The 25,209-nt window shown below is 66.8% G+C and carries 25 protein-coding genes; 16 read left to right on the top strand and 9 right to left on the bottom strand.

From position 1 onward, the window contains the following. Positions 1-13: 13 nt before the first annotated feature. The 6 genes from J8I34_RS13335 (at position 14) to ftsB (ending at position 5,829) form a co-directional block, all read left to right on the top strand. The gene (locus J8I34_RS13335; RefSeq protein ID WP_209806237.1) at positions 14-817 is read left to right on the top strand and encodes an alpha/beta fold hydrolase; all 804 of its coding nucleotides are present in this window, start codon (positions 14-16) and stop codon (positions 815-817) included. A 173-nt stretch (positions 818-990) separates the two neighbouring features. Beyond that, positions 991-2,643: a CTP synthase gene (pyrG, locus tag J8I34_RS13330; RefSeq protein WP_029046891.1), complete on the top strand. Its 1,653-nt coding sequence runs from the start codon at positions 991-993 to the stop codon at positions 2,641-2,643. Positions 2,644-2,670: 27 nt separating this feature from the next. Then, the gene (kdsA, locus tag J8I34_RS13325; RefSeq protein WP_029046892.1) at positions 2,671-3,540 is read left to right on the top strand and encodes a 3-deoxy-8-phosphooctulonate synthase; all 870 of its coding nucleotides are present in this window, start codon (positions 2,671-2,673) and stop codon (positions 3,538-3,540) included. 92 nt (positions 3,541-3,632) lie between these two features. Further along, a complete protein-coding gene (locus J8I34_RS13320) occupies positions 3,633-3,926 on the top strand; it encodes a DUF1330 domain-containing protein (protein WP_029046893.1) in 294 nt (97 codons plus the stop codon). A gap of 88 nt (positions 3,927-4,014) precedes the next feature. Beyond that, positions 4,015-5,304, top strand: coding sequence for a phosphopyruvate hydratase (gene eno / locus J8I34_RS13315; protein WP_029046894.1), 1,290 nt, complete (start codon positions 4,015-4,017; stop codon positions 5,302-5,304). Positions 5,305-5,487: 183 nt separating this feature from the next. Continuing rightward, the gene (gene ftsB, locus J8I34_RS13310) at positions 5,488-5,829 is read left to right on the top strand and encodes a cell division protein FtsB (protein ID WP_029046895.1); all 342 of its coding nucleotides are present in this window, start codon (positions 5,488-5,490) and stop codon (positions 5,827-5,829) included. A gap of 36 nt (positions 5,830-5,865) precedes the next feature. On the opposite strand, the gene J8I34_RS13305 is transcribed toward ftsB, so the two are convergent. From J8I34_RS13305 to J8I34_RS13295, 3 genes are all read right to left on the bottom strand, one after another. Then, positions 5,866-6,297, bottom strand: a complete 432-nt coding sequence (locus J8I34_RS13305) for a hypothetical protein (RefSeq protein ID WP_209806236.1) — start codon at positions 6,295-6,297, stop codon at positions 5,866-5,868. A gap of 111 nt (positions 6,298-6,408) precedes the next feature. Beyond that, entirely contained in the window at positions 6,409-7,416 is a 1,008-nt protein-coding gene (gene hslO, locus J8I34_RS13300; protein WP_029046897.1) for an Hsp33 family molecular chaperone HslO, read from the bottom strand. Positions 7,417-7,464: 48 nt separating this feature from the next. Beyond that, positions 7,465-7,989: a gamma carbonic anhydrase family protein gene (locus J8I34_RS13295; RefSeq protein WP_209770729.1), complete on the bottom strand. Its 525-nt coding sequence runs from the start codon at positions 7,987-7,989 to the stop codon at positions 7,465-7,467. A 147-nt stretch (positions 7,990-8,136) separates the two neighbouring features. Here J8I34_RS13295 and J8I34_RS13290 point away from each other — a divergent pair, with 147 nt between their 5' ends. After that, the gene (locus J8I34_RS13290; protein ID WP_209770727.1) at positions 8,137-8,991 is read left to right on the top strand and encodes a ferritin-like domain-containing protein; all 855 of its coding nucleotides are present in this window, start codon (positions 8,137-8,139) and stop codon (positions 8,989-8,991) included. Between the two features lie 23 nt (positions 8,992-9,014). On the opposite strand, the gene J8I34_RS13285 is transcribed toward J8I34_RS13290, so the two are convergent. Continuing rightward, positions 9,015-10,745, bottom strand: coding sequence for an acetate--CoA ligase (locus tag J8I34_RS13285; RefSeq protein ID WP_209806235.1), 1,731 nt, complete (start codon positions 10,743-10,745; stop codon positions 9,015-9,017). A gap of 155 nt (positions 10,746-10,900) precedes the next feature. Here J8I34_RS13285 and J8I34_RS13280 point away from each other — a divergent pair, with 155 nt between their 5' ends. Beyond that, positions 10,901-11,794, top strand: coding sequence for an alpha/beta fold hydrolase (locus J8I34_RS13280; RefSeq protein WP_209770722.1), 894 nt, complete (start codon positions 10,901-10,903; stop codon positions 11,792-11,794). A gap of 28 nt (positions 11,795-11,822) precedes the next feature. Here J8I34_RS13280 and J8I34_RS13275 read toward each other — a convergent pair whose 3' ends face one another. Further along, complete coding sequence (locus tag J8I34_RS13275; RefSeq protein WP_209770720.1) at positions 11,823-12,914, bottom strand: NAD(P)/FAD-dependent oxidoreductase; 1,092 nt, start codon at positions 12,912-12,914, stop codon at positions 11,823-11,825. A 180-nt stretch (positions 12,915-13,094) separates the two neighbouring features. Between J8I34_RS13275 and J8I34_RS13270 the strand changes: the two genes are divergently transcribed. From J8I34_RS13270 to J8I34_RS13240, 7 genes are all read left to right on the top strand, one after another. Further along, positions 13,095-13,940, top strand: coding sequence for a 3',5'-nucleoside bisphosphate phosphatase (locus J8I34_RS13270; protein ID WP_084402416.1), 846 nt, complete (start codon positions 13,095-13,097; stop codon positions 13,938-13,940). A gap of 28 nt (positions 13,941-13,968) precedes the next feature. Beyond that, on the top strand, positions 13,969-14,592 hold the full coding sequence (locus tag J8I34_RS13265; protein ID WP_029046904.1) for an L-threonylcarbamoyladenylate synthase: 624 nt from the start codon (positions 13,969-13,971) through the stop codon (positions 14,590-14,592). 73 nt (positions 14,593-14,665) lie between these two features. Beyond that, entirely contained in the window at positions 14,666-15,331 is a 666-nt protein-coding gene (locus J8I34_RS13260) for a site-2 protease family protein (protein ID WP_209806234.1), read from the top strand. A 10-nt stretch (positions 15,332-15,341) separates the two neighbouring features. Then, positions 15,342-15,932 carry a class I SAM-dependent methyltransferase gene (locus J8I34_RS13255; RefSeq protein ID WP_029046906.1) on the top strand — a complete coding sequence of 197 codons (591 nt, stop codon included), beginning with the start codon at positions 15,342-15,344 and terminating at the stop codon, positions 15,930-15,932. 147 nt (positions 15,933-16,079) lie between these two features. Continuing rightward, complete coding sequence (gene dapA / locus J8I34_RS13250) at positions 16,080-16,964, top strand: 4-hydroxy-tetrahydrodipicolinate synthase (RefSeq protein WP_029046907.1); 885 nt, start codon at positions 16,080-16,082, stop codon at positions 16,962-16,964. Positions 16,965-17,012: 48 nt separating this feature from the next. Then, positions 17,013-18,245 (top strand): NlpB/DapX family lipoprotein, encoded by a 1,233-nt coding sequence (gene bamC / locus J8I34_RS13245; protein ID WP_209770717.1) that lies wholly within the window; start codon positions 17,013-17,015, stop codon positions 18,243-18,245. A 72-nt stretch (positions 18,246-18,317) separates the two neighbouring features. Next, positions 18,318-19,106, top strand: a complete 789-nt coding sequence (locus J8I34_RS13240) for an MBL fold metallo-hydrolase (protein WP_209806233.1) — start codon at positions 18,318-18,320, stop codon at positions 19,104-19,106. A 76-nt stretch (positions 19,107-19,182) separates the two neighbouring features. On the opposite strand, the gene J8I34_RS34725 is transcribed toward J8I34_RS13240, so the two are convergent. Next, entirely contained in the window at positions 19,183-19,425 is a 243-nt protein-coding gene (locus J8I34_RS34725) for a hypothetical protein (protein ID WP_084402413.1), read from the bottom strand. A gap of 189 nt (positions 19,426-19,614) precedes the next feature. Continuing rightward, on the bottom strand, positions 19,615-20,829 hold the full coding sequence (locus J8I34_RS13235; RefSeq protein ID WP_209770699.1) for a cupin domain-containing protein: 1,215 nt from the start codon (positions 20,827-20,829) through the stop codon (positions 19,615-19,617). An 11-nt stretch (positions 20,830-20,840) separates the two neighbouring features. Between J8I34_RS13235 and J8I34_RS13230 the strand changes: the two genes are divergently transcribed. Further along, a complete protein-coding gene (locus tag J8I34_RS13230; protein ID WP_029046911.1) occupies positions 20,841-21,368 on the top strand; it encodes an FKBP-type peptidyl-prolyl cis-trans isomerase in 528 nt (175 codons plus the stop codon). An 82-nt stretch (positions 21,369-21,450) separates the two neighbouring features. On the opposite strand, the gene J8I34_RS13225 is transcribed toward J8I34_RS13230, so the two are convergent. Both J8I34_RS13225 and mutS read right to left on the bottom strand, forming a co-directional pair. Further along, a complete protein-coding gene (locus J8I34_RS13225; RefSeq protein WP_209806232.1) occupies positions 21,451-22,485 on the bottom strand; it encodes a metallophosphoesterase in 1,035 nt (344 codons plus the stop codon). Beyond that, the gene (gene mutS, locus J8I34_RS13220) at positions 22,482-25,190 is read right to left on the bottom strand and encodes a DNA mismatch repair protein MutS (protein ID WP_245175922.1); all 2,709 of its coding nucleotides are present in this window, start codon (positions 25,188-25,190) and stop codon (positions 22,482-22,484) included. The genes J8I34_RS13225 and mutS overlap by 4 nt, the downstream gene beginning before the upstream one ends. Positions 25,191-25,209: the final 19 nt, after the last annotated feature.

The following is a 25,209-nucleotide window of genomic DNA, read 5'->3' as shown; positions in this document are numbered from 1 at the left end:
GGGCGGGGCGGCGATGCGCGAGATCATCCATTTTTCCCATGCCAACGGCTTCCCGGTCACGACGTACCGCAAGCTGTTTGGCGAACTGGACGGCGAGTTCGAATTCCGCGCCGTGGACCGCTACGGCCACCGGCCGCAGTTCCCGGTCACACGCGGGTGGCCACACCTGGTGGAAGAACTGCTCGAGGAAGTGGGGCGCCAGTACCGGGAGCCGGTCTGGCTGGTCGGCCATTCGCTGGGCGGCTTCCTGTCGATGATGGCGGCGCTGCGCCGGCCCGAATGGGTGCGGGGCGTGGTGATGCTGGATTCGCCGATCATTGCAGGCTGGCGCGCTTCGCTGCTGAAGACGGCCCAGGTGCTTGGCATCGACGAAAAGCCCGGTCCGGCGGCGGTGACCAGGAACCGGCGTACGCACTGGCCCGACGCCGAGGCCGTATGGCAGCACTTTCGCAGCAAGCCGAACTTCGCCGTGTGGGATCAGGAGGTGCTGCGCGACTATGCGCTTCACGGCACCGAGCCGACCGGCAAGGACAACGAGCGGCGCTTGCGCTTCGACCGCGAGGTCGAATACTGGATCTACCGCACGCTGCTGACCAGCCTGGGACGCAAGCTCAGGCGGGGCGCGCCGGTGCCGGTCGGCTTCGTCGCCGGCACGCGCTCGCGCGAGGTACGCCAGTGCGGCCTCGCGGCGACCCGCAAGCTGGTGGGCGAAAACCTGCGCTTTATCGAGGGCGGCCATTTGTACCCGATGGAGCGGCCGCGGGAAACGGCGCAACTGGTGCGCGACCTGATCGGAGCAATGCGCCGCGGGTGCTGAACAGGCGCTGAACGGGCATGCGGCGCATGCGCCGCAGTGCTGCCGCCGGGCGCTGGAAGGCCCCGGCAGGGGCACGCGCGCACCGGCGCTGGCGGGCGTGGTTGTCACAATTTCCGGGTCGGCGGAGACCGGGCTCTCATGTATAATCCCGATTTCCCCGGCAAGCTCGGTTTATGACCAAATTCGTCTTCGTCACCGGTGGCGTCGTCTCTTCCCTCGGCAAGGGCATCGCTGCTGCCTCGCTCGCGGCCATTCTTGAGTCGCGCGGCCTCAAAGTCACCCTCCTCAAGCTAGATCCCTACATCAACGTCGATCCCGGCACGATGAGCCCCTTCCAGCATGGCGAGGTGTTTGTCACGGAAGACGGTGCGGAAACCGACCTCGATCTCGGCCACTACGAGCGTTTCGTCTCGGCCAAGATGCGCAAGTCGAACAACTTCACCACCGGCCAGATCTACGAATCGGTGATCCGCAAGGAGCGCCGCGGCGAATACCTGGGCAAGACCGTGCAGGTGATCCCGCATATCACCAACGAAATCCAGGCCTTCATCGAGAAGGGCGCCGCCGCCTCGCACGACGGCAAGGCCGACGTGGCGCTGGTGGAAATCGGCGGTACCGTGGGTGACATCGAATCGCTGCCGTTCCTGGAAGCCGCGCGCCAGATGAGCCTGCGCATGGGCCGCAACCACGCTGCCTTCGTGCACCTGACGCTGGTGCCGTTCATTGCCAGCGCCGGCGAGCTGAAGACCAAGCCGACCCAGCACTCGGTGCAGAAGCTGCGTGAAATCGGCATCTCGCCGACCGCGCTGCTGTGCCGCGCCGACCGCCCGATCCCGGACGACGAGCGCGCCAAGATTTCGCTGTTCGCCAATATCCCGCAGGACGCCGTGATCTCGGTGTGGGATGCGGACAGCATCTACAAGATTCCGCAGATGCTCAACGAGCAGGGCCTCGACCGCCTGATCTGCGAGGAGCTGCGCCTGGACCCGCGGCCGGCCGACCTGTCGATGTGGCAGAAGCTGGTCAACGCCCAGGAAAATCCCGAGCACGAAATCACCATCGGCATGGTCGGCAAGTACGTCGACCTGACCGAGTCTTACAAGTCGCTGATCGAGGCGCTGCGCCACGCCGGCATGCACACCGCCACGCGCGTCAATATCGAGTACATCGATTCCGAGGAACTGGAATCGGGCCACCTCGAAGTGCTGGCCCCGCTCGATGCCATCCTGGTGCCGGGCGGCTTCGGCAAGCGTGGCACGGAAGGCAAGATCCGCGCGATCCAGTACGCTCGCGAGAACAAGGTGCCGTACCTGGGCATCTGCCTGGGCATGCAGTTGGCCGTGATCGAGTTTGCCCGCCACGTGGCCAATATGGCTGACGCCAACTCGACCGAGTTCAACCTCGAAACCGAACACCCGGTGGTCGCGCTGATCACCGAGTGGGTCGACCGCGAAGGCAAGGTCGAGCAGCGCTCGGCCGAATCCGACCTGGGCGGCACCATGCGCCTGGGCGCGCAGTGTGTGCCGGTCAAGGAAGGCACCAAGGCCAACGCCATCTACGGCGCCGAGGTCAACGAGCGCCACCGCCACCGCTACGAGGTCAACAACCACTACGTGCCGACGCTGGAAAACGCTGGCATGGTGATCTCGGCCCGCACCCCGACCGAGAACCTGCCGGAAATGATGGAGCTGCCGGAATCGATGCACCCGTGGTTCGTCGGCGTGCAGTTCCACCCGGAATTCACCTCGACGCCGCGTGACGGCCATCCGCTGTTCAAGGCCTACGTCGAAGCCGCGCTGGCCAGCCAGCAACGCAAGGGCGCCTGAGCGCAGGCGGCAAGAGAGGAGTCTGTCATGAAACTCTGTGGATTCGAGGTCGGCCTCGACAAGCCGTTCTTCCTGATCGCCGGCCCGTGCGTGATCGAGTCCGAGCAGATGGCGCTGGATACCGCCGGCGAGCTCAAGGCCATCACCGCTGAACTGGGCATTCCGTTCATCTACAAGTCGTCGTTCGACAAGGCCAACCGTTCTTCCGGCAAGTCGTTCCGCGGGCTGGGGATGGAGAAGGGCCTGGAGATCCTGGCGACCGTCAAGCGCGAGGTCGGCGTGCCGGTGCTGACCGACATCCATGAGATCGACGAGATCAAGCCCGTCGCAGCCGTGGTGGACGTGCTGCAGACGCCGGCGTTCCTGTGCCGGCAGACCGATTTCATCCGCGCCTGCGCCCAGAGCGGCAAGCCGGTGAACATCAAGAAGGGCCAGTTCCTGGCCCCGGGCGACATGAAGAACGTGATCGACAAGGCCCGCGACGCCGCGCGCGAAGCAGGCCTGCCCGACGATGTCTTCATGGCCTGCGAGCGTGGCGTTTCGTTCGGCTACAACAACCTTGTGTCGGACATGCGCTCGCTGGCGATCATGCGCGAGACCGGCGCCCCGGTGGTGTTCGACGCCACCCACTCGGTGCAACTGCCGGGCGGCCAGGGCACCAGTTCCGGTGGCCAGCGCGAGTTCGTGCCGGTGCTGTCGCGTGCAGCCGTCGCCACCGGCGTGGCGGGCCTGTTCATGGAGACGCACCCGGACCCGAGCAAGGCGATGTCCGACGGCCCCAACGCGGTGCCGCTGTCGCGCATGAAGGAACTGCTGGCCGTGCTCAAGGATATCGACACGCTGGTCAAGCGTGCCGGCTTCCTGGAAGACAACTTCGGCTGGCCGGCCTGCGCCTGAGCAGGCCCGGTTTTGTCACCACCGCGCCCTCACCGGGCGCCGGTGATGACAAACCATATCGAAAGACAATACAAAAAATCGGGAGATTCTCCATGGCCGCGGGCTATATCATCGCCTACATCGACGTGACCGATCCCCAGCAGTACGAAGAGTACAAAGTGCTCTCGACCAAGGCCATGCAGATCCACGGCGCCGAGGTGCTGGTGCGCGGCGGCAAGACCGAGCCGCTGGAGGGCGAGTGGGCGCCGACCCGCGTCGTGGTGCTGAAATTCCCCAGCTATGAAGCCGCCAAGTCGTTCCACGACGGCGAAGCCTATCGCGCCGCCCGAAAGGCGCGCGAGCATGCAGCAAAGATGAACATGATCGTGGTGGAAGGCGCTGCCTGAGGGTTGTCGGGCAGCTTGACATGCGCCTGACACGGGCACAGGTTGAAGTAATCAGCAGCAGCAAGAATCAACAGTCAGAGAGGAATTCATGAGTGCAATCGTAGATATCATCGGTCGCGAGGTTCTCGACTCGCGCGGCAACCCCACCGTCGAATGCGACGTGCTGCTGGAATCCGGCGTGATGGGCCGTGCGGCGGTGCCGTCGGGCGCGTCGACCGGTTCGCGTGAAGCCATCGAACTGCGTGACGGCGACAAGTCGCGTTACCTGGGCAAGGGCGTGCTGAAGGCCGTCGAGCACATCAACACCGAAATCTCCGAAGCCATCATGGGCCTGGACGCCTCCGAGCAGGCCTTCCTGGACCGCACCCTGATCGACCTCGACGGCACCGAGAACAAGGGCCGTCTGGGCGCCAACGCCATGCTCGCCGTGTCGATGGCCGTAGCCAAGGCCGCCGCCGAAGAGGCTGGCCTGCCGCTGTACCGCTACTTCGGCGGTTCGGGCGCGATGCAGCTGCCGGTGCCGATGATGAACATCGTCAACGGCGGCGCGCACGCCAACAACAGCCTGGACATCCAGGAATTCATGATCATGCCGGTGTCGGCGACCAGCTTCCGCGAAGCCCTGCGTTGCGGCGCCGAGATCTTCCACGCGCTGAAGAAGATCCTGGCCGACAAGGGCATGTCCACCGCGGTGGGCGACGAAGGCGGCTTTGCCCCGAATTTCTCGTCCAACGAGGAATGCCTGAACACCGTGGTGCAGGCCATCGAGAAAGCCGGCTACCGCGCCGGTGAAGACGTGCTGCTGGCGCTGGACTGCGCCGCCAGCGAGTTCTACCACGAAGGCGAAGGCGTGTACCAGCTGGAAGGCGAAGGCCTGAAGCTGTCGTCGACCCAGTTCGCCGACTACCTGGCCAACCTGTGCGACAAGTTCCCGATCGTATCGATCGAGGACGGCATGGCGGAAGGCGACTGGGACGGCTGGAAGACGCTGACCGAGAAGCTCGGCACGCGCGTGCAGCTGGTGGGCGACGACCTGTTCGTCACCAACACCAAGATCCTGAAGGAAGGCATCGAGAAGGGCATCGGCAACTCGATCCTGATCAAGATCAACCAGATCGGCACCCTGACCGAAACGTTCGCCGCCATCGAGATGGCCAAGCGCGCCGGCTATACCGCCGTGATCTCGCACCGCTCGGGCGAAACCGAAGACAGCACCATTGCCGACATCGCCGTGGGCACCAACGCCGGCCAGATCAAGACCGGCTCACTGTCGCGTTCGGACCGTATCGCCAAGTACAACCAGCTGCTGCGTATCGAGGAAGACCTGGGCGATATCGCCAGCTACCCGGGCAAGAGCGCGTTCTACAACCTGCGCTGAAGCCTGTGGTTGTCATTCCAGCCTTCGCGGGAGCTTCGCGGGAATGACGTGGTAGGTTCAAGAATGGCGGTGGCACGGAATTCGTTCCGGCCACCGCCGTTTTTGTATCGAAATCTGCCTGGCAATTGCCTTCCGGGCTGACTTCGCAGATCATTGTGCGGAATTTCTCGTCCGCAACCTTTCATGCGTCTGATTTCGCTGCTGTTGTTCGTGCTGCTGCTCGCGGTCCAGTATCCGCTCTGGCTGGGCAAGGGTGGCTGGCTGCGCGTCTGGGACCTGAACCGGCAGCTGACCGAGCAAGGTACCCGCAACCAGACGCTCAAGCTGCGTAACGCCAAGCTGGAAGGGGAAGTTGCCGACCTGCAGGACGGCACTGGCGCGATCGAGGAACGTGCCCGCTATGAGCTGGGCATGGTCAGGGAAGGCGAGGTGTTCGTGCAGTTCGTGGCACCGGCCCCCAAGGTCAGCGCCACGCCGCCGCTGCCGCCGCCGGCAAATTCCGTGGCCGGGCGCGGCGGACACTGATCAACCTTCTGTTTGCTGTTGGCGGCACCCAAGCCGTCACCACCAGTAGGGATAGCCGCCCCAGTAGCCGGGCATTCCCACGCTGACGCCGCCACCCCAGTGGCCGCCTCCCCATCCTCCGTAGAACAGGTTCCAGCTCGTGTTGGGATAGGCATATGCCGCACGCGCATAGGCCTCGGCCTGCTGCTGCCGCGCGATGGCGTCGGCCTGCTCGCGCAGCACCTCCTGGTTCAAGGCATCGAGCTTCTGGCGAGCTTCGGGCGTCAGCCGGGCCGGCGGCATGGCGTTTGGCGCGAGCCGCGCAGTCGGGGGCGAGCCGTTGGCGTCGCGCGGGATTTCCGCGCAGCCGGCGGACAGCAGCAGGGCGCCTGCCGCGGCCAAGACAAGAGCGCCATGCAGGCGGCCGCGCGTGGAGGCCGCCTGCATGGCGCTGGATTCGGGTAAGGGCAGAGAGGCTTCGGCGGACATGGCGGTCCTCAGGCTCGCGGGTACGGCGATCGTACAGCCGTTGGACAGGGCGGCGCGCCGGATGTTTCCGCTACGCCGCTCCCGGCACGGGCCAAGCCGTGGAATGCCGCCTCAGTGGTGCTGGTGCGCGCCAGCCCCGGCGCCCGTGGCGACGTGGGTGGCCGAAAACAGCTGGGCGCAGTCGACCGGGTCAAACTCATAGCGCTGGCCGCAGAAATCGCAATGGATCTCCACGTTGCCGCGCTCGGCGATGATGCTCTCGATCTCTTCCCGCCCCAGCGACTGCAGCATGCCCGCCACCTTGGGGCGTGAGCACGAGCAATGGAAATGCGGCGTCATCGGCTCAAACACGCGCAGGCCGGCATCCTGCAGGTCTTCCCAGAACAGGCGGCGCAGCAGTGTCTCGGGCGACTCGGCCAGCAGTTCTTCGGCCTTGAGCGTGGTGCCAAGCTGCACCGCGCGGTCCCAGGTATCCAGGTCCTGGGCCCTGGCATGGCTGGCCAGCGGTGCGCCGGTCTCGCCCACGTCGGCGGTGCCGCCGTAGGAGGGCAGCTTCTGCAGCAGCATGCCGGCGGCCACGCGGTCGTCGGCGGCCAGCCACAGGCGCGTGTCGAGCTGCTCGGAGGCCTTCATATAGTGCTCCAGCACCGCGCTGATCGACGGCAGCGGGCCGTGCTCGTCCGCCAGCGGCACGATACCCTGGTACGGCTGCTGGCCCGGCAGCTTGTCCTTCGGGTCGAGCGTGATGGCAAAGCGGCCATGGCCGTGCGCATGGACCAGGTCGGCCAGCGTGGCGTCGTCGGCAATCTCCGCGCCCTCGGCCAGCTTGGCGGTGGCACGCATCGACAGGTCGGACAGGCATTCCACCACCAGCATCCGCACCGGGCCGTCGCCGTGCAGCTGCATCACCAGCGCGCCGTTGAACTTCAGGTTGGCCGACAGCAGTGCGGCGGCGGCCATCATCTCACCCAGCAGCCGGCGCACCGGCGTGGGGTAGCTGTGGCGGCCCAGCACTTCCTGCCAGGTGGCTTCCATGCGCACCAGCTCGCCGCGCACGGGGGCGGCGTCGAACAGGAACTTCTGCAGGGTGTCGGGGGTGGTGGGGGTAGTCTGGGTCACGTTGTCTGTCGAGTAATGCGATGGATGTCGCCGCGGCGCCGGCGGGGTTCAGCCGATCCGCTTGAGCTGTTGCTTGTACATGGCCTGCCGCGCGGCGTAGGTCTCGGCGTTGCGGTACAGGTTGGCGACGTCCTCGTCGGTCAGCTGCCGCACCACCTTGGCCGGCGCGCCCAGGATCAGCGAGCGGTCCGGGAAGACCTTGCCCTCGGTGACCACGGCGCCGGCGCCGACCAGGCATTCCTTGCCGATCACGGCACGGTTCAGCACCACGGCCTGGATGCCGATCAGCGAGCCTTCGCCGACGGTGCAGCCGTGCAGCATGGCCTGGTGGCCGATCGAGACCCTGTCGCCCAGGGTCAGCGGGCAGCCGGGGTCGGTGTGCAGTACCGAGCCCTCCTGGATATTGGTGTCATGCCCCACCACGATCGGCTCGTTGTCGCCGCGGATCACGACACCGGGCCAGGCGCTGGCGCGGGACTTGAGGGTCACGTTGCCAATGACCGTGGCTTCCGGGGCCACGTAGGCTTCGCTGTCGATATTGGGCTTGACGTCGCCGAGCTGGTAAAGCGCCATGAGGTCTCCTGCACGAAAGGCTTATGTTGAAATGGGGGTTGCCGCCGGACTTTAAAGAGTCGGTGGGGCTGTGGGGAACTGCTTGGCCAGGCACGTGGGTGGGTGCCGGCGAGGCCCTACAATGGCGGCAGTCCGGATTTTACGCCCATGCCAGAAAAAACTCCCGTCGCCACGTCGCCTGATCCGTCACTTTCGCCACGCCATCGTGCGCTGGCGGTGCTGTGCATGACCGATCCGCGCGAAAAGGCTGGCGCCGCACGGGCCTTGTACCGCGATGCCATGGCGCTGTCCGATGCGGCGCTGCGTGCGGGCGAGCCGATCGATGCCGGCGAGGGCCAGATCATCCCTGGACGTCCGGAGCGGCCGGTGCTGGTGGCGCCGCAGGACGTCGAACGGCGCCGCTCGCTGCATACCCCTGCCGGGCGCGCGGCAATGATCCACGCGCTGTGCCATATCGAATTCAACGCCATCAACCTTGCGCTGGACGCGGCATGGCGCTTTGCCGGCATGCCGCCCGGCTACTACCGCGACTGGCTGCGCGTGGCGGATGAGGAAGCGCTGCACTTCACGCTGCTGGCCGACCATCTCGGCACGCTGGGTGCCGCCTACGGCGATTTTCCGGCCCACAACAGCCTGTGGGAGATGACCGGCAAGACAGCCGGCGACGTGCTGGCGCGCATGGCGCTGGTGCCGCGCACGCTGGAGGCGCGCGGGCTGGATGCCTCGCCGCCGGTGCGGGCCAAGCTGGCCAATGTGGGCGACCATGCCGCCGCGGACATCATCGACATCATCCTGCGCGATGAAGTCGGCCACGTGGCGATCGGCAACCACTGGTATCGGTGGCTATGCGCGCAGCGCGGGCTGGATCCGGTGGCTACCTATGCGCAGCTGGCGCAGCAGTACGGTGCGCCAAAGCTGCGCGGGCCGTTCAACCTCGATGCGCGGCGCGCGGCCGGGTTTGACGAGGATGAACTGGCGTGGCTGGAGGCGTCAGCCGGCTAGCGCCGGTCCTCGGGCGCGCAAGGCTAAGCGCGCTGCGCCGCCCGCTCTTCCTCCAGCAACCGCAGCACCCGCCGCTGTATCTTCCCGGTGGTCGTCATCGGCAACTGGTCGATGAACTCGATCGCCTTCGGATACTCGTACGGCGCCAGCTGTCCGCGCACGTGCGCCTGCAGTTCAGCCACCAGCGCCGCGTCGCCGTCGAACGAGCGCGCCACCGCCGGCGTCAGCACCACGAAGGCCTTGACCACCGCGCCGCGCTCGGGATCGGGCGAAGGCACCACCGCGCAGTTGGAGACCGCGGGATGCTTGAGCAGGCAGTTCTCGATCTCGCTCGGCCCGATGCGATAGCCCGAGGACTTGAACATATCGTCGGCGCGGCCCTGGTACCACAGGTAGCCGTCGACATCGACGCGCGCGAGATCGCCGGTGCGGCACCAGCGCAGGCCGTCGCGCTCGACGTACTTGGCCGCGGTCGCCGCCTCGTTCTTCCAGTAGCCGAGGAAGAACACCGGGTCCGGATGTCCGGCGCTATCGGTGGCGCAGACCGCGACCTCGCCGTCCTCGCCCGGCGCGCAGGGGCGGCCTTCATCGTCGATCACCTGCACGCGATGGCCGGGGTAGGGACGTCCCATCGAGCCGGGCCGTGCCGGCCAGCCCAGGCGCTCCTCGTCATTCTGCGCGGTGCAGTTGCCGACGATGTAGTTGATCTCGGTCTGGCCGAACATCTCGTTGACGATCACGCCGAGCGCATCGCGGCACCAGCCGAACACGGTCTCGCCAACCGCTTCACCGGCGCTCATCAAGGCGCGCAGCCTGATGTCATAGCGCTGCCGCGGCTCGGGGCAGGCCTTCATCATCTGCTTGAGTGCGGTCGGGAACAGGAAGGTGTTGGTGACGGCGTAGCGCTCCAGCAGTTCGAAGGCACGCTCGGCGGAGAAGCGGCCCTGGTAGCCGACGATGGGCTTGCCGAAGTACAGCGCCGGCATCAGCGCATCCCACAGCCCGCCGGTCCAGGCCCAGTCGGCCGGGCTCCAGAACACGTCGTCGTCCTGCGGGTACCAGTTCTGCGAGCAGACAAAGCCAGTGAGGTTGCCGACCAGCGCGCGGTGCGGGATCAGCGCGCCCTTGGGCGGGCCGGTGGTGCCGCTGGTGTAGATCAGCACCGCGGCCTCGTCAGCCTTGGCCTCTTCGGCGATGAAGGCGGGCAGCTGCGCGGCCAGCAGCACGTCCCAGTCGTGGTCGCCGCGGCCGTGCGCATCGCCGGCGGCGATCACGGTGCCCAGCGCCGGGCATTCCGGGCGCGCGGCGAGCACGTTGTCGATCGAGGTTTCATCGGCAATCGCCACGCTGGCTTCGCTGTGCGCGATGCGGTAGGCCAGCGCCTCCGGCCCGAACAGCATCGACAGCGGCATCGCGATCGCGCCCAGCTGGTAGATCGCCATATGTGCGATCACGGTCTCGATCCGCTGCGGCATCACGATTGCCACGCGGTCGCCGCGCGCCACGCCCAGTTCGCGCAGCGCCGCCGAGAGCCGGTTTGCCTCGGCCTGGATGTAGGCAAAGGTATGCGCGTTGCGCCGGCCATCCTCGTGCTCGGTATAGACGGCGATGCGGTCCATGGTTGCCGGATCCCGCGCCCAGCGGCCGCAGCAGGCTTCGGCAATGTTGAAATTCGGGGGGATTTCCCAGCGGAAGGATTCGTACAGCGCGTGGTAGTCGTCGCGCCGGCTTGCCGGCAAGGCAGCTGCGGCCATCCAAGGTCTCCTAGAGGTCTGCTGGCAGTTCGCCTGGCGCGGCAAGCTGCAAATGGCTCTGGCCGCTATAATGCCCGCAAGCGAACGATCGTTCTATTTTGTCGAGGCTTCCGCCAGCCCACGCGGCCGGAAGACCTGACGCAAGGGTGGAGACAATGACAATCAAGGAAACCTCGCGGTCTGAATTTATCACGTTGCGCGGGCTGCGCTACCACGTGCGCCACTGGGGCAAGCCCGGTGCGCGCAAGCTGTTCATGCTGCATGGCTGGATGGACGTGGCCGCGTCGTTCCAGTTCCTGGTCGACCGCCTGCACGGCGACTGGCACGTCATCGCACCCGACTGGCGCGGCTTTGGCGAGACCGACTGGCCCTCGCGCTATCCCGGCACGCAGTCGTACTGGTTTCCCGACTACATCGCCGACCTGGAGGCGCTGCTCGAGCACTACCAGCCGGATGGGCAGGTCGACCTGGTCGGCCACAGCATGGGCGCCAACGTGATCTGCCTGTATGCCGGCATCCGCCCCGAACGCGTGCGCCGCGTGGTGGACCTGGAAGGCTTCGGCATGACGGCGACGCGGCCGGTGCATGCCCCCAGGCGCTATGCGCGCTGGCTTGACGAGTTGCGCATTGGCGGCGAGCTGAGGACCTACGACAGCGTCGACGGCGTGGCCGCGCGCCTGCAGAAGACCAACCCGCGTTTGCCCGATGACCGCGCCGCGTTCCTGGCCGCGCACTGGTCGCGCCGGAATGCCGACGGCCGCTGGGAAATCCTGGGTGACCCGGCGCACAAGCTGGTCAATCCGATGCTGTACCGGCTCGATGAAGTGATGGCGATCTGGGAACAGGTCAGCGCGCCGGTGCTGCATGTCGAGGCGCGCGATTCCGAGACGCTGCGCAATATTGCCCACAAGCAGAGCATCGACGAATTCAAGGAGCGCTTCCGCGCTTTCCGCGATTTCCGCGAGGCCGTGATCGATGACGCCGGACACATGCTGCATCACGACCAGCCGGCCGCGGTGGCCGAGCTGGTCGAGTCGTTCTGCCGGTAGTGTTTTGCCGGTAGTGCGACGCCCGTTTTCAGGCGTGGGTGAGCTTTTCCTTCAATGCGGCGTTGTTGCTGGTGTGCACATGCACCAGCGCCTTCTCCGGGAAGGCATAGTGATACGCCTTGCGCAGCGCCAGGGCGGCTTCATGGAAGCCTGACAGGATCAGCTTCTGCTTGTTGGGGTAGAAGGCGATATCGCCTGCGGCAAAGATGCCCCGGCGCGAGCTTTCATACGTGGTGGTGTCGACCAGGATGCGGCCGGCGCGCATATCCATGTCCCATTGCGCGATCGGGCCGGGCTCGGACACCAGGCCGTACAGCGCCACCAGCTCATCGGCGGGCAGCAGCTGGCTGCCGTCGCGGGTGCGCACTTCCACTTCGGCCAGTGCATCGCCGTCGGTGCGAAGGGCGCCCAGCATGCCGACCACGAAATCCATCTCGCCGGCCGCCACCGCGGCGCGCATCTCGGCCACGGTGCCATCGGCCGCCCGGAAGCCCTCGCGCCGGTGCAGCAGCGTCACGCGAGCTGCCACCTTGCGCAGCGCCAGCGCCCAGTCCAGCGCCGAGTCGCCGCCGCCGGCAACGATCACCCGCTTGCCGGCAAAGCGCGATACATCGCGCACGGCGTAGTGCACGTGCCGATCTTCCAGCGCCGCGGCTTCCGGCAGGGCAACGCGCTGCGGCGCGAACGCGCCCGCGCCGGAGCAGACCAGCACCGCTGCGATATCGAAGTGCTTGCCGCCATCGGTGGTAACCAGCATGCGCTGGTTGGCGGGATGGCCGTCCTGCGCTGGAGCGCCGGGGATTTCGGACACGCTTTCGGCGCGCTGGCCGAAATGCATCGGGAAGGCGAACGGCGCGCATTGCTCCAGCAGCCGGTCCACCAGTTCCTGCGCCAGGCAGCCGGGCACGGCCGGGATGTCATAGATCGGCTTTTCGGGATACAGCTCGGTGCACTGGCCTCCGGCGCGGTCGAGCACGTCGATCAGCTCACATTTGAGGCCGAGCACGCCGGCCTGGAAGGCGGCGAATAGCCCGACCGGGCCGGCGCCCACGATCAGGACGTCAGTGGTGGTGACGGCGGGCGTGGTCGCGGTGGTGGCGGTGGTGGCGTCGGTAGACATGGTGGGCACGGCGGGCACGGACGGCCCGTGGAAGATGGTGCAAAACCTGACTATACCCCGCGCCGGCCCGTTTTCCGGCGACGCCAGCGTTGCCGGCAGGGCTTTGCCATGGGCGCCAGACCACCTCCGGCACGCCACCGGCGCCACGCAGGCGAAGGCGACCGGAGTAGAATGAGCCTCATGCAAAACGCCCACGCCATCAACGCCGACCTGCACTGCCACTCCACCGTGTCCGATGGCACGCTGTCGCCCCGCGCGGTGGCTGAACTCGCGCGCGATGCGGGCGTTGCGTACTGGGCGCTGACCGACCACGACGAGGTCGGCGGGCAAGCCGCGGCGCGCGCGGCGGCCGAGGAATTCGGCATGCGCTACGTGCCGGGCGTGGAGATCTCGGTGACCTGGGCCGGGCAGACCGTGCATATCGTCGGCCTGCAGATCGACCCGTTCTGCCCCGATCTGATCGATGGCCTGACCAACACCCGTACCGGGCGCGCCCGGCGTGCGCGCGACATCGGCGAGGCGCTGGCCAAGGTCGGCATCGAGGGTGCCTATGCAGGCGCGCTGAAGTACGTAGGCAATCCCGACCTGATCTCGCGGACCCATTTCGCGCGCTGGCTGGTTGACCAGGGCCACTGCGCAACCATCGGCGACGTGTTCAGCGAATACCTTTCGGAAGGCCGGCCCGGTTTTGTCGGCCACCGCTGGGCCAGCCTAGCCGAGGCGGTCGGCTGGATCCGCACCGCCGGCGGCATCGCCGTGATGGCGCATCCCGGCCGCTACCACTACACCGACACCCAGCACGATGCCCTGTTCGACGAGTTCAAGTCGCTCGGCGGCGGCGCCGTCGAGGTCGTGACCGGCAGCCACACGCCGGACCAGTACCGCCGCTATGCCGAGGTGGCGCGCCACTATGGGCTGCTGGCCTCGCGCGGCTCGGATTTCCACGGACCCGGCGAAGGCCGGGTCGAGCTCGGCACGCTGCCGCCGCTGCCGTCCACGGTCACGCCGGTCTGGCACGACTGGTAACCCGCCAGCCAAACGAAAGGCGTCCTGCATGTCCCAGTACTTCGAGATCCATCCGCTCAACCCGCAGTCGCGCCTGATCAAGCAGGCCGCGCAGATCCTGCAGAAGGGCGGACTGATCGCGCTGCCGACCGATTCCAGCTACGCGCTCGCCTGCCAGCTCGACGACAAGCACGCGGTCGAGCGCCTGCGCCGGCTGCGCGGCATCGACGATCGCCACCACCTGACGCTGATGTGCCGAGATCTGTCCGAGCTGGGCAACTTCGCCCGCGTCGACAACCGTCAGTACCGCTGGATCAAGGGCGCCACGCCCGGGCCATACGTCTTTATCCTGGAAGCCACCAAGGAAGTGCCGCGGCGCCTGTCGCACCCGGCGCGCAAGACCATCGGCATGCGCGTGCCCGACCACGCCATCCCGCTGGCGCTGCTGGGCGAGACCGGCGAGCCGCTGATCACGGCCACGCTGCAGATGCCCGGCGACGACGAGCCGCTCAACGACCCGGCGGAAATCCGCACCCGGCTGGAAAAACAACTCGACCTGGTGGTCTGCGGCGGCCCGGCGCCGGCGCAGCCGACCACGGTGATCGACCTCACCGGTGGCGAGCCCGAACTGGTGCGAGCCGGCCGCGGCGATATCTCGCTTTTCGGCCTCTGAGCGGGCGCTGCGCCGCCGCCACAGGTGCGCCGCCGTGCGCCTGGCAAGCCGGCGGCCCGTTACAATAGCCGTCATGGATTCCTCCCTTATCCAGACCTTCGCGGTCTATGCCCTGCCGGTGCTGCTCGCCATCACGCTGCACGAGGCGTCGCACGGTTATGTGGCCAAGGTGTTTGGCGACAACACGGCCTATTCGCTCGGGCGCGTCAGCCTGAACCCGATCCGCCATATCGACCCGATCGGCACCATCGCGGTGCCACTGCTGCTCTACATCATGACCAGCGGCCAGTTCGTATTTGGCTACGCCAAGCCGGTGCCGGTGGTGTTCGAGCGCCTGCGCAATCCGCGCTGGCATGGCATGTGGGTGGCCCTGGCAGGCCCGGCCAGCAATGTGGTGCAGGCCTTCGCCTGGGTGCTGCTGGCGATTGGCCTGACCTGGGGCGGGGTGCGCGAACCGTTCTTTGGCGAAATGGCGCTGGCGGGTGTTCGCGTCAACCTGGTGGTGGCTGCCTTCAACCTGTTCCCGGTGCCGCCGCTGGACGGCGGCCGCGTGGCGACCGCGCTGCTGCCGCAGGGCGTGGCGCGCGCGGTGTCCAGGATCGAGCCGTACGGCATTTTCGTGGTGCTGGCGCTGGTCGCCGCTGGGGTGATCACCACCATCTGGATGACCCCGGTGGTTAACGTCCTGATGTCGCTGATCGAGCTGATGCTGCGCCCGATCATGCTGCTGCTGCACTGACGGGGGCGCCATGATCGACGTCCAAGCCGCTGCGCATGCCGGCCTGTCCGCACCGTCCGCGTGGGTCACCCGTTGGGCGCACCTGCTGCGCCCCGGTGCCCGCGTGCTCGATCTTGCCTGTGGCAGCGGCCGCCATGCCGCCTGGCTGGCCGCGCGCGGCCATGCGGTGCTGGCCGTTGACCGCGATGCCAGTGCCATTGCCGCGTTGCCGTCCGGCGTGACCGGCCGCGTGGCTGACCTGGAGCACGGTGCCTGGCCGCTGGCCGACGAGGCGCCGTTCGATGCCATCGTCGTCACCAACTACCTGCACCGGCCGCTGTGGCCGCACCTGGCCGCGGCACTGGCGCCGGGTGGAGTGTGGCTCTATGAGACCTTCGCGGCAGGCAACGAGACCGTCGGCAAGCCCTCGCGGCCCGATTTTCTGCTGCGCCACGGGGAATTGCTCGACGTGGCGCGCACGCACGGCCTGCGCGTCATCGCTTATGAAGACGGCGTGCAGGAAGTGCCGAAAACGGCCTTCTTGCAGCGCCTGTGTGCGGTGCGCGAGGCTGCCGCAACGCCGGATGCGGCCACCCCGGCACGCTACCGCCTGGACCCCTGAAAGCGCGTGTGCGCTGTCGGCGAGAATGCCGCTGCACACGTTGAAACAGTTGGTATCAACCCCGAATCAACCAGCTTCCCGCCGGTGGTCGAAGCCGCCTGAGGTTCCGGTACAATCCCGTTATTCGCATCCCGAATTCCTTAACTTATGACACAGATTACCGGCAGCATCGTCGCCATCGTCACCCCGATGCATGAGGACGGAAGCCTGGACTTCCCGGCCCTGCGCGCACTGGTCGACTGGCACGTCGCCGAGGGTACCGACGCCATCGTGATCGTCGGCACGACCGGTGAATCCCCGACGGTTTCCGTCGAGGAGCACTGCGAGCTGATCCGCGTGGCCGTGGAGCAGGCCGGCAAGCGCATCCCGATCATCGCGGGCACCGGCGGCAACTCCACCAAGGAGGCCATCGAACTGACCGCCTTCGCCAAGAAGGTGGGTGCCGATGCATCGCTGCAGGTCGTGCCGTACTACAACAAGCCGACCCAGGAAGGCATGTACCGCCATTTCCGCACCATCGCGGAAGCGGTGGAGCTGCCGGTGCTGCTGTACAACGTGCCGGGCCGCACCGTTGCCGACATGAGCAACGACACCATCCTGCGCCTGGCGCAGGTGCCGGGCATCGTCGGCGTCAAGGAAGCCACGGGCAATATCGACCGGGCCGCGCAGCTGATCAACGACGCGCCGGAAAGCTTTGCCATCTACAGCGGCGACGATCCCACCGCGGTCGCGCTGATCCTGCTGGGCGGCAAGGGCAATATCTCGGTCACCGCGAACGTGGCCCCGCGCAAGATGCACGAGATGTGCGCGGCGGCACTGAAGGGCGACGTCGTCACCGCGCGCCGCCTGCACATGGAACTGATCGGACTGAACAAGGCCATGTTCGTCGAAGCCAATCCGATCCCGGTGAAGTGGGCCCTGCAGCAGATGGGCAAGATGGCCGGCGGCATCCGCCTGCCGCTGACCCCGCTGTCGGAATCCAACCACGAAACCGTACGCAAGGCACTGGCCGCCGCCGGCCTGCTGGCCTGATTTACCGCGGCGTCTTGCTGTCGCTCCCTCAACTAGGATTGCGTGTCAATGAAATCGAAGCTTAACCGCCGCGGCGCGACGCAAGTCCGCCGCGCCGCCCTGGTTGTGCCCGTGCTGGCCGCGGGCGTGATCACCGGCTGCAGCAGCATCAACGAAGCGATGCAGCCCGACAAGATCGACTACAAGTCGTCGGCGTCGAAGCGCACGCCTACGCTGGACATCCCGCCGGACCTGACCAAGCTGGAGGGCGATCGCCGCTACTCGGTGCCCGATGCCAACGGCACTTCGACGCTGTCGACCTACAGCCAGGCGACCAAGGTGCGCGAGCAATCCCCGACCGAGAACGTACTGCCCTCGGCGCAGGGCATTCGCATGGAGCGCGACGGCAACACGCGCTGGCTGGTGATCAGCAACGGCATGCGCGGCGACCAGCTGTGGCAGCAACTGCGCGGCTTCTGGCAGGAAAGCGGTTTCCTGCTGGTGCAGGACTCGCCCGAGACCGGCATCATGGAAACCGACTGGGCCGAGAACCGCGCCAAGATCCCGCAGGACATCATCCGCAATACCATTGGCAAGGTGTTCGACGGCCTGTACTCGACCTCCGAGCGCGACAAGTTCCGCACCCGCGTCGAGCGCGCGCAGAACGGGACGATGGAAGTGTTCATCAGCCACCGTGGCGCGCAGGAGCAACTGACCGGCATCGACAAGTCCAGCACCGTCTGGACCCCGCGTCCGGCCGATCCCGAGCTGGAGGCCGAATTCCTGTCGCGCCTGGCGCAACGCCTCGGCGTGCAGAAGGAGCAGGCCGACCGCATGGCCAAGAACCCAGCTCAGGCTGGCAACAACGCGGCGGCGGCCGACGCGGCCGCGGCTGGCGCCGCGGGCACCACGGCTGCCGCAGCCGGCGGTGCTGCGCAGAAGTCCTATCTGGCCCAGGTCAATGGCGCCCCGGCGCTGCAGCTGCCAGAGCCGTTCGATCGCGCCTGGCGCTCGGTGGGCCTGTCGCTGGATCGCGTCAACTTCACCATCGAAGACCGCGACCGTGCCCAGGGCCTGTACTACGTGCGCTACGTCGATCCGCGCACCAATGTCGACAACCGTGGCTTCTTCTCCAAGCTGTTCACCAAGCCGGATGATCCCAAGACCGCCAAGAAATACCGCGTGGCGCTCAAGGGCACCGGCAGCGGCACGCTGGTGACGGTGCTCAACGATGCCGGCCAGCCGGAGAACGGCGAAATCGGCAAGCGCATCCTGTCCCTGCTCGACGAGCAACTGCACTGAGCCGGCGGTGACCGGCTCAACCACCGGCCGTCCTGGCCGGCCTGCCAACTGCACGGCGGGGAGGGCGCGGCCATGATGCGCTTCGCCTTCCTCGGCAGCGGCAGTGAGGGCAACTCGCTGCTGATCGAATCCCGCGAAGACACCACCACCACGCGCGTGCTGCTTGACTGCGGCTTCGGCATCCGCGAGACCGCGCGGCGCCTGGAGCGGCTTGGCGTCACGCCCGACCAGCTCGACGCCGTGCTGGTCACGCACGAGCATGGCGATCATGTCGGCTCGGCCTATGCCTTTGCGGCACGGCACCGGCTGGCGGTCTACACCAGTCACGGCACCTGGCTGGCGACTTCGCATATGCGCGGCGCCGACGTTGCGGACGTGCGCGTCTGCGGCGCGGACCACGGCTTTGCCATTGGCGGCATCCAGGTGATGCCTTACACGGTTCCGCATGACGCGCGCGAGCCGCTGCAGTTCGTGCTGTCAGATGGAAAGTCGCGCCTGGGCGTGCTGACCGACGCGGGCATGGAAACGCCCTACGTGACGGCGCGCCTTTCAGGTGTCGATGCGCTGGTGCTGGAGTGCAATCACGACCGCGAGATGCTGCGCAACTCGATCTACCCGGCGTCGCTGAAGCGGCGGATTGGCGGTGACTTCGGTCATTTGGCCAACGAAGTGGCGGCGAGCATCCTGGGGCAGGTCGCGCATGCCGGTCTGCATCGCGTCGTGGCGGCGCACCTGAGCAAGCAGAACAACACGCGTGAACTGGCCACGGGTGCGCTGGCTGCGGCGCTGGGCGCGTTGCCGTCGGAAGTGCTGGTAGCCGATCAGGAAATGGGGCTGGACTGGCAAGCGGTGCGTGCCTGAAACGCGCACGTCGCGCCTTGCGGCGCCCAATAAAAAAACCGGCCCGAAGGCCGGTTTTTTTATCGGTAGAAACCGATTACTGCTTGGCGGCCGGAGCCGAAGCGTCAGCAGCCGGAGCCGAGGCTTCAGCAGCCGGGGCCGAAGCGTCAGCAGCGGCAGCAGCCGGGGCTTCAGCAGCCGGAGCCGAAGCTTCAGCAGCCGGAGCGGCGGCAGCCGGAGCAGCCGTGTCAGCGGCCGGAGCAGCCGGTTCTTCCTTCTTGCCGCAAGCGGCGAGAGCAACAGCGGCCAGCAGCGATGCGATCAGGAGAGACTTCTTCATTGTTCGTCCTTTAACTTGTAATAACGGAAAACAGGCGATGAATAATTACCGGTAATTATCGCTCTTGAACTGCAAAATAGAGGCCCTCCCGGGTGCCGACATATGCAGTGGTCCACAGTACTAGCCAGCCAACGATTATATCCGCGTTTTCCCGGCTTGTGTAGCGCCGAAATTTACTGAATTGCAATGTTACGCATTATTACACCGGGGTCCCAATTGTAGCCATCCTTCCTGCGTCCAGTGATGAAAAGTCTCCATCAGGTCAGGCAAACCGGCGCATGCCGCAACATCTTTGCCACTAAGGTGGCGATTATCGGCCAGTTTCTTCAGCCAAGCCATCAATTCGGCCGGCGGCTCGTAGGCTTCCCCATTGAGGAAGAAATTGTTCCGGTCGTAAAGCGCAATCGAGGCGGACGCAAGAACGACGCCATGCTGGGCCGCAAGTTTCTCATAACGGCGCTGCGGCAGGTCGGATATCTCGGCGAATTCGACCCCGGGCTTTGGTTCGGACAGATGAGAGCCAAGAAATTCCGACACCATCTGCGCATTCCATTGCAGTGCCTTGAGGCGCTCGGTCACTGCCTTGGCCATGCCGGCGGGCAGTTGCGCGGGCTTCGTTGCCGCACGTTCGCCGGCATCGGCGTAACGCCCGCTCAGGTCTTCGTTGTCCTCCACCGTCTCGGAGAGCCACGCCAGGAAGTGACCCGCCAGTTCACGGTAGGCCGGTGCACGGAAGCCGATCGAGCAGGTCATGCATTCGCCTTCGGCCACGCCGTCATGGGCGTATTGCGGCGGCAGGTACAGCATGTCGCCGGGCTCCAGCACCCATTCCTCCTCGGCGCTGAAATCGGCAAGGATCTTGAGCGGCATGTCGGGGACCAGTTCCAGGCTGGTCCCCGACGAGATGCGCCAGCGGCGCCGGCCCGAGACTTGCAGCAGAAACACGTCGTAGGAATCGAAGTGCGGGCCCACGCCGCCGCCGTCGGACGCGTAGCTGATCATCAGGTCGTCCAGGCGCGCGTCGGGCACGAAGCGGAAGCGGCCCATCAGCTCCGCGGCGGCGGCATCGTGCAGGTTCACCCCCTGCACCAGCAAAGTCCACTGGCGGGTCTTGACGGCAGGGAGGTTTTCGCGCGCAAATGGACCATGTTCGAGCTTCCAGCGATTGCGGAAGTGCGTCACCAGGCGCGATTCGACTTCGTCGCGATCGGCAAGGTCGAAAAGCGCATCGCGCGACACAGGCGGCACGATTCCGGGTACCGCCTGTCGAATCAGCAGTGGCTTGCGGTGCCAGACATCCCGCATGAATGCAGCCGGCGTCATGCCACCAAGCAGGTCGAGCGGAGTGTCTGGATCGACGGGGCCAGGGGGCAGGGCCTGCGCGTATAATGCGGAATCGTTCATGGAGTCAAGAATTGAAAATCGCTAAGAACACGGTAGTGTCCGTGATGTACAAGCTGTCGGACGCGCAAGGCAATCTGATCGAGGAGTCAGATGAAGCCATGGTCTATTTGCACGGCGGGTATGATGGCACGTTCCCCAAGATCGAGGAAGCGCTCGACGGCCATGACACCGGCTTCGAGACCCAGTTGCAGCTCGAGCCCGAAGACGCCTTTGGCGATTACGATGCCGAGCTGGTCAAGGTCGAGCCGCGTGACCGCTTCCCCGAGCCGCTGGAAGTCGGCATGCAGTTCGAAGGCATGCCCGAGGACGGCGATGAAGAAGACTCCGTCATCTACACAGTGACCGACGTTGCCGAAGACAAGGTGGTGCTGGACGGCAACCACCCGCTGGCTGGCATGGCGCTGCGCTTCTGGCTGAAGGTTTCCGAAGTGCGCGAGGCCACCGCCGAGGAAATCGAACACGGCCACGCCCACGGCGCCTCGGGCATCGAGGTGGTGGACGAGGACGAGGACGACGATACCCCGCGCACGCTGCACTGATCCCGTGCCCTCCGTGGCCCATGAAGGAAGCCGGCTTTGCCGGCTTTTTTCATGGGCGTTTTCATGGATTTAACACAGCGGCTCAGGGGGTGGTCGGCGCGTCCTTGAGGGAAACCGAGAACGGCGCCGCCGCGTTCGGCGTGATCACCAGCTCAGTCCATTGCGCCACCGTATTGTTCGGCAGCGAGACCCGCGTGAAATTCTGCAGCACCTTGCCGGCGCTGTCGCGCAGCGGCTTGTCGATGCCGAAGCCGCTCTCGCCCGCATGCACCAGCAGTACGTGGCCGGGAAAGCGCGCGCTCAGGTCGCGCAGCTGGCGCTTGAACTCCAGGTAGCCGTCGCGCGTGCGATGGCGCATGAAGCCGTCCAGCAGCGTCGGGCGGCCTTTCTTCTCCCAGCCGTTGGCGAAGTGCGGGTCGGCATGGGCAATCACGACGATGCCATTCATGTCGCGCTGCCGTGCCAGCGAAAACGCGCGAGCCAGCCACTGGCGGTTGGCCTCGCGCCGGTCTTCGAACTCGCTGTTGCGCCCGCCCTCGTTGCGGTAGTGGTTGTTGTCTCCCGGCACGTTCAGGCCGACGAACAGGATGTCGCCCAGCGTGAGGCGGGCGTTCTCGCGGAAGGTGCGGAACAGGGCCTGGTCGGACTGCCGCACCACCGGCCGCGGACGCTGGCCCAGCGTGGCATCCTCAGGGAAGAACAGCTCGCGCAGGCGGTTCAGCCGCTCGACCGAGTCGAATTTTCCGTTGACCGGCAGCCGGCATTCGGCCCAGTCGGTCTCGCCCGGCACGTAGAGCAGCGGCAACGGCGACTGGGCGAGCAACTGCTGGCGGCTTGTCAGGATGGCGTCGCTGCAGGATTCGGTATCGCCCTTGATGCCGCCGGCGTGGATCACAAGGTCGAGCTTGCGTTCTGCAAAGCTGTCGAGCAGTGCCGTCGCGTTGGCTTCGGCGGCAGGCCATTGCGGCAGGTCGGCGATCAGCGCGACGCGCATCACCTTTGGTTTGGGCGAGGCCTTGCCCCCGCGGCCGGCGGGTGCCGGCCATGCGGTGCTGGCCGCGCACAGCAGCAAGGCCGCGGCGAGGATCCGGACGGCGTGCCGGCGCCTGGCGTTCATGCCGTGCCGACCGCCTCGCCTGCAAGCGCCTTGAGCCGGTACAGCGCATCGAGCGCGGCACGCGGCGTCAGGCTGTCCGGGTCCAGGTCGGCCAGCGTGTCGATCAGCGCGGCATGCTCCGGTGCCAGTGCGGCTGGCTGCGGCGAGGCCGAGGCAAGGCCGTTGCCCTCGTTCTCATCGCCCTCGTCGTCATCGGTGTCCGGCACCGTCGGCGCGGCGAACAGGTCGAGCTGCGGGGTCGGCGTGGCATCAGCCGACTGCTGCTCCAGCCATGCCAGGTGCTTGCGCGCGGCGCGGATCACCGGCTGCGGCACGCCAGCCAGCTGCGCCACCTGCAGGCCATAGCTCTGGCTTGCGGGGCCATCCTGCACCGCATGCAGGAACACGATCCCGTCGCCGTGCTCGACCGCGGACAGGTGCACATTGGCGGCCTGCGGAAACTCCTGCGGCAACTGCGTCAGCTCGAAATAGTGCGTCGCGAACAGCGTATGGCTGCGGTTGTGCGACAGCAGGTGGCGCGCGATCGCCCACGCCAGCGCCAGCCCGTCGAAGGTGGAAGTGCCGCGGCCGATCTCGTCCATCAGCACCAGTGAAGACGGCGTGGCGTGGTGCAGGATGCCGGCCGCTTCGGTCATTTCCACCATGAAGGTGGAGCGCCCGCCCGCCAGGTCGTCGGCTGCGCCGATGCGGGTAAAGATACGGTCGATCGGGCCGATCACGGCGCGCCGCGCCGGCACGTAGGCGCCCACGCAGGCCAGCAGCACGATCAGCGCGGTCTGGCGCATGAAGGTCGACTTGCCGCCCATGTTGGGGCCGGTGATCAGCAGCAGCTTGCGCGCTTCGTTGAGCTGGCAGTCGTTGGCGATAAACGCCACCGATTCCGCTGCCAGCTGGCCTTCCACGACAGGGTGGCGGCCCTGTACGATGTCGACCACATTCTCGGGCACGCGCTCGGGCGCGGACCAGTCCAGCGTCTGCGCGCGCTCGGCCAGCGCCGCCAGCACATCGAGGCGCGCCAGCGCGCCGGCTACGCGCTGCAGCTCGCCGATATGCGGCAGCAGCGCCTGCAGCAGGCCGTCGTAGAGCTGCTTCTCGCGCGCGAGCGCGCGGTCCTGCGCCGACAGCGCCTTGTCCTCGAACGACTTCAGCTCGGGCGTGATATAGCGCTCGGCATTCTTCAGCGTCTGGCGGCGGCGGTAGTCGTCGGGCACCTTGTCGGCCTGGCCGTTGGTTACCTCGATATAGAAGCCATGCACGCGGTTGAACTCGACGCGCAGGTTGGCAATGCCGGTGCGCGTGCGTTCGCGCGCTTCCAGGTCGATCAGGAACTGGCCGCAGTTCTCGGAGATATCCCGCAGCTCGTCCAGCTCGGTGTCGTAGCCGCGCGCAATCACGCCGCCGTCGCGCACCACGGTGGCGGGTTCTTCGGCGACCGCGCGCACCAGCAGGTCCAGGGACGCCTGCGGTACGGCCAGATCCTGCTGCGTCTGCGCCAGCAGCGCGCTGTCCTGCCCGTCGGGGATGCAGGCCTGCACGTCGGGCAGCGCACGCAACGTGTCGCGCAGCGAGGACAGGTCGCGCGGGCGCGCGCTCAGCAGCGCCAGGCGCGAGGTGATGCGCTCGACGTCGGCCAGCCGGCGCAGCGCGGCACGCAGCGAATCGGTGCCCTGGTCGATCAGCACGCCGATGGCCTGTTGCCGCGCCTGCGGCACGGCCGGGTCGCGCAGCGGATGATGCAGCCAGTGGCGCAGCGCGCGGCTGCCCATCGTGGTGCAGCAGGTATCCAGCAGCGAGAACAGCGTCGGCGACTCGCCGCCGCGCAGCGTCTCGGTCAGTTCCAGGTTGCGGCGCGTGGCCGAATCCAGGCCGATGTATTCCGACTCGCGTTCGACCTTCAGGCCCTGCACATGGCGCAGCGACTGGCCTTGCGTGGTGGCGGCGTAGTTCAGCAGCGCGCCGGCGGCGCCGATCGCCGCGCCAAGCCCGGCACAACCAAACGGATCGAGGCTGGCCACGCCCAGCTGCTCGCGCAGGCGGCGCGCGCCGGCATCCTGGTCGAAATGCCATTCGGGCAGGCGCGTGCGCGCGCAAGCCAGCGCCGGCAGGTCGATGCCGTCGGCATGGAGCAGTTCGGCCGGGCGGATGCGCTCAAGCTCGCGGCCCAGTTGCGCCACCTCGCACTCCATCAGGCGCAGCTCGCCGCTGGCAAGGTTCAGCCACGCCAGCCCGGTCTTGCTGATGCCGCGGCGCGTGGTCTGCTGGTGCACCGCCATCAGGAAGGTGTCGACCTTGTCCGGCAGCAGCGCCGCGTCGGTCAGCGTGCCCGGCGTGACGATGCGTACCACCTTGCGTTCCACCGGCCCCTTGCTAGTGGCGGGATCGCCGATCTGCTCGCAGATCGCCACCGACTCGCCCAGCTTCACCAGCCGGGCCAGGTACTGGTCCGCCGAATGGAAGGGAATGCCGGCCATCCGGATTGGCACGCCATTCGAGGCGCCGCGCGCCGTCAGCGTGATGTCGAGCAGGCGCGCGGCCTTCTCGGCGTCGTCGTGGAACAGCTCGTAGAAGTCACCCATGCGATAGAACAGCAGGGTGTCGGGGTGGTCTGCCTTGATGCGAAGGTACTGCTGCATCATTGGCGTGTGGCGGCTGCCTGCGGCGTCTGCCTGTGCCTGTTCAGGGTCGGTTTTCTTCTGCAATCCCATTGCCATTTAGCCTGTCTGG

The organism is Cupriavidus phytohabitans (assembly GCF_017815025.1).
In the GTDB taxonomy this organism is placed as follows: domain Bacteria; phylum Pseudomonadota; class Gammaproteobacteria; order Burkholderiales; family Burkholderiaceae; genus Cupriavidus.
Note: the sequence above shows the minus strand (reverse complement) of the source record. Positions and strands in the feature narration are given on the sequence as shown.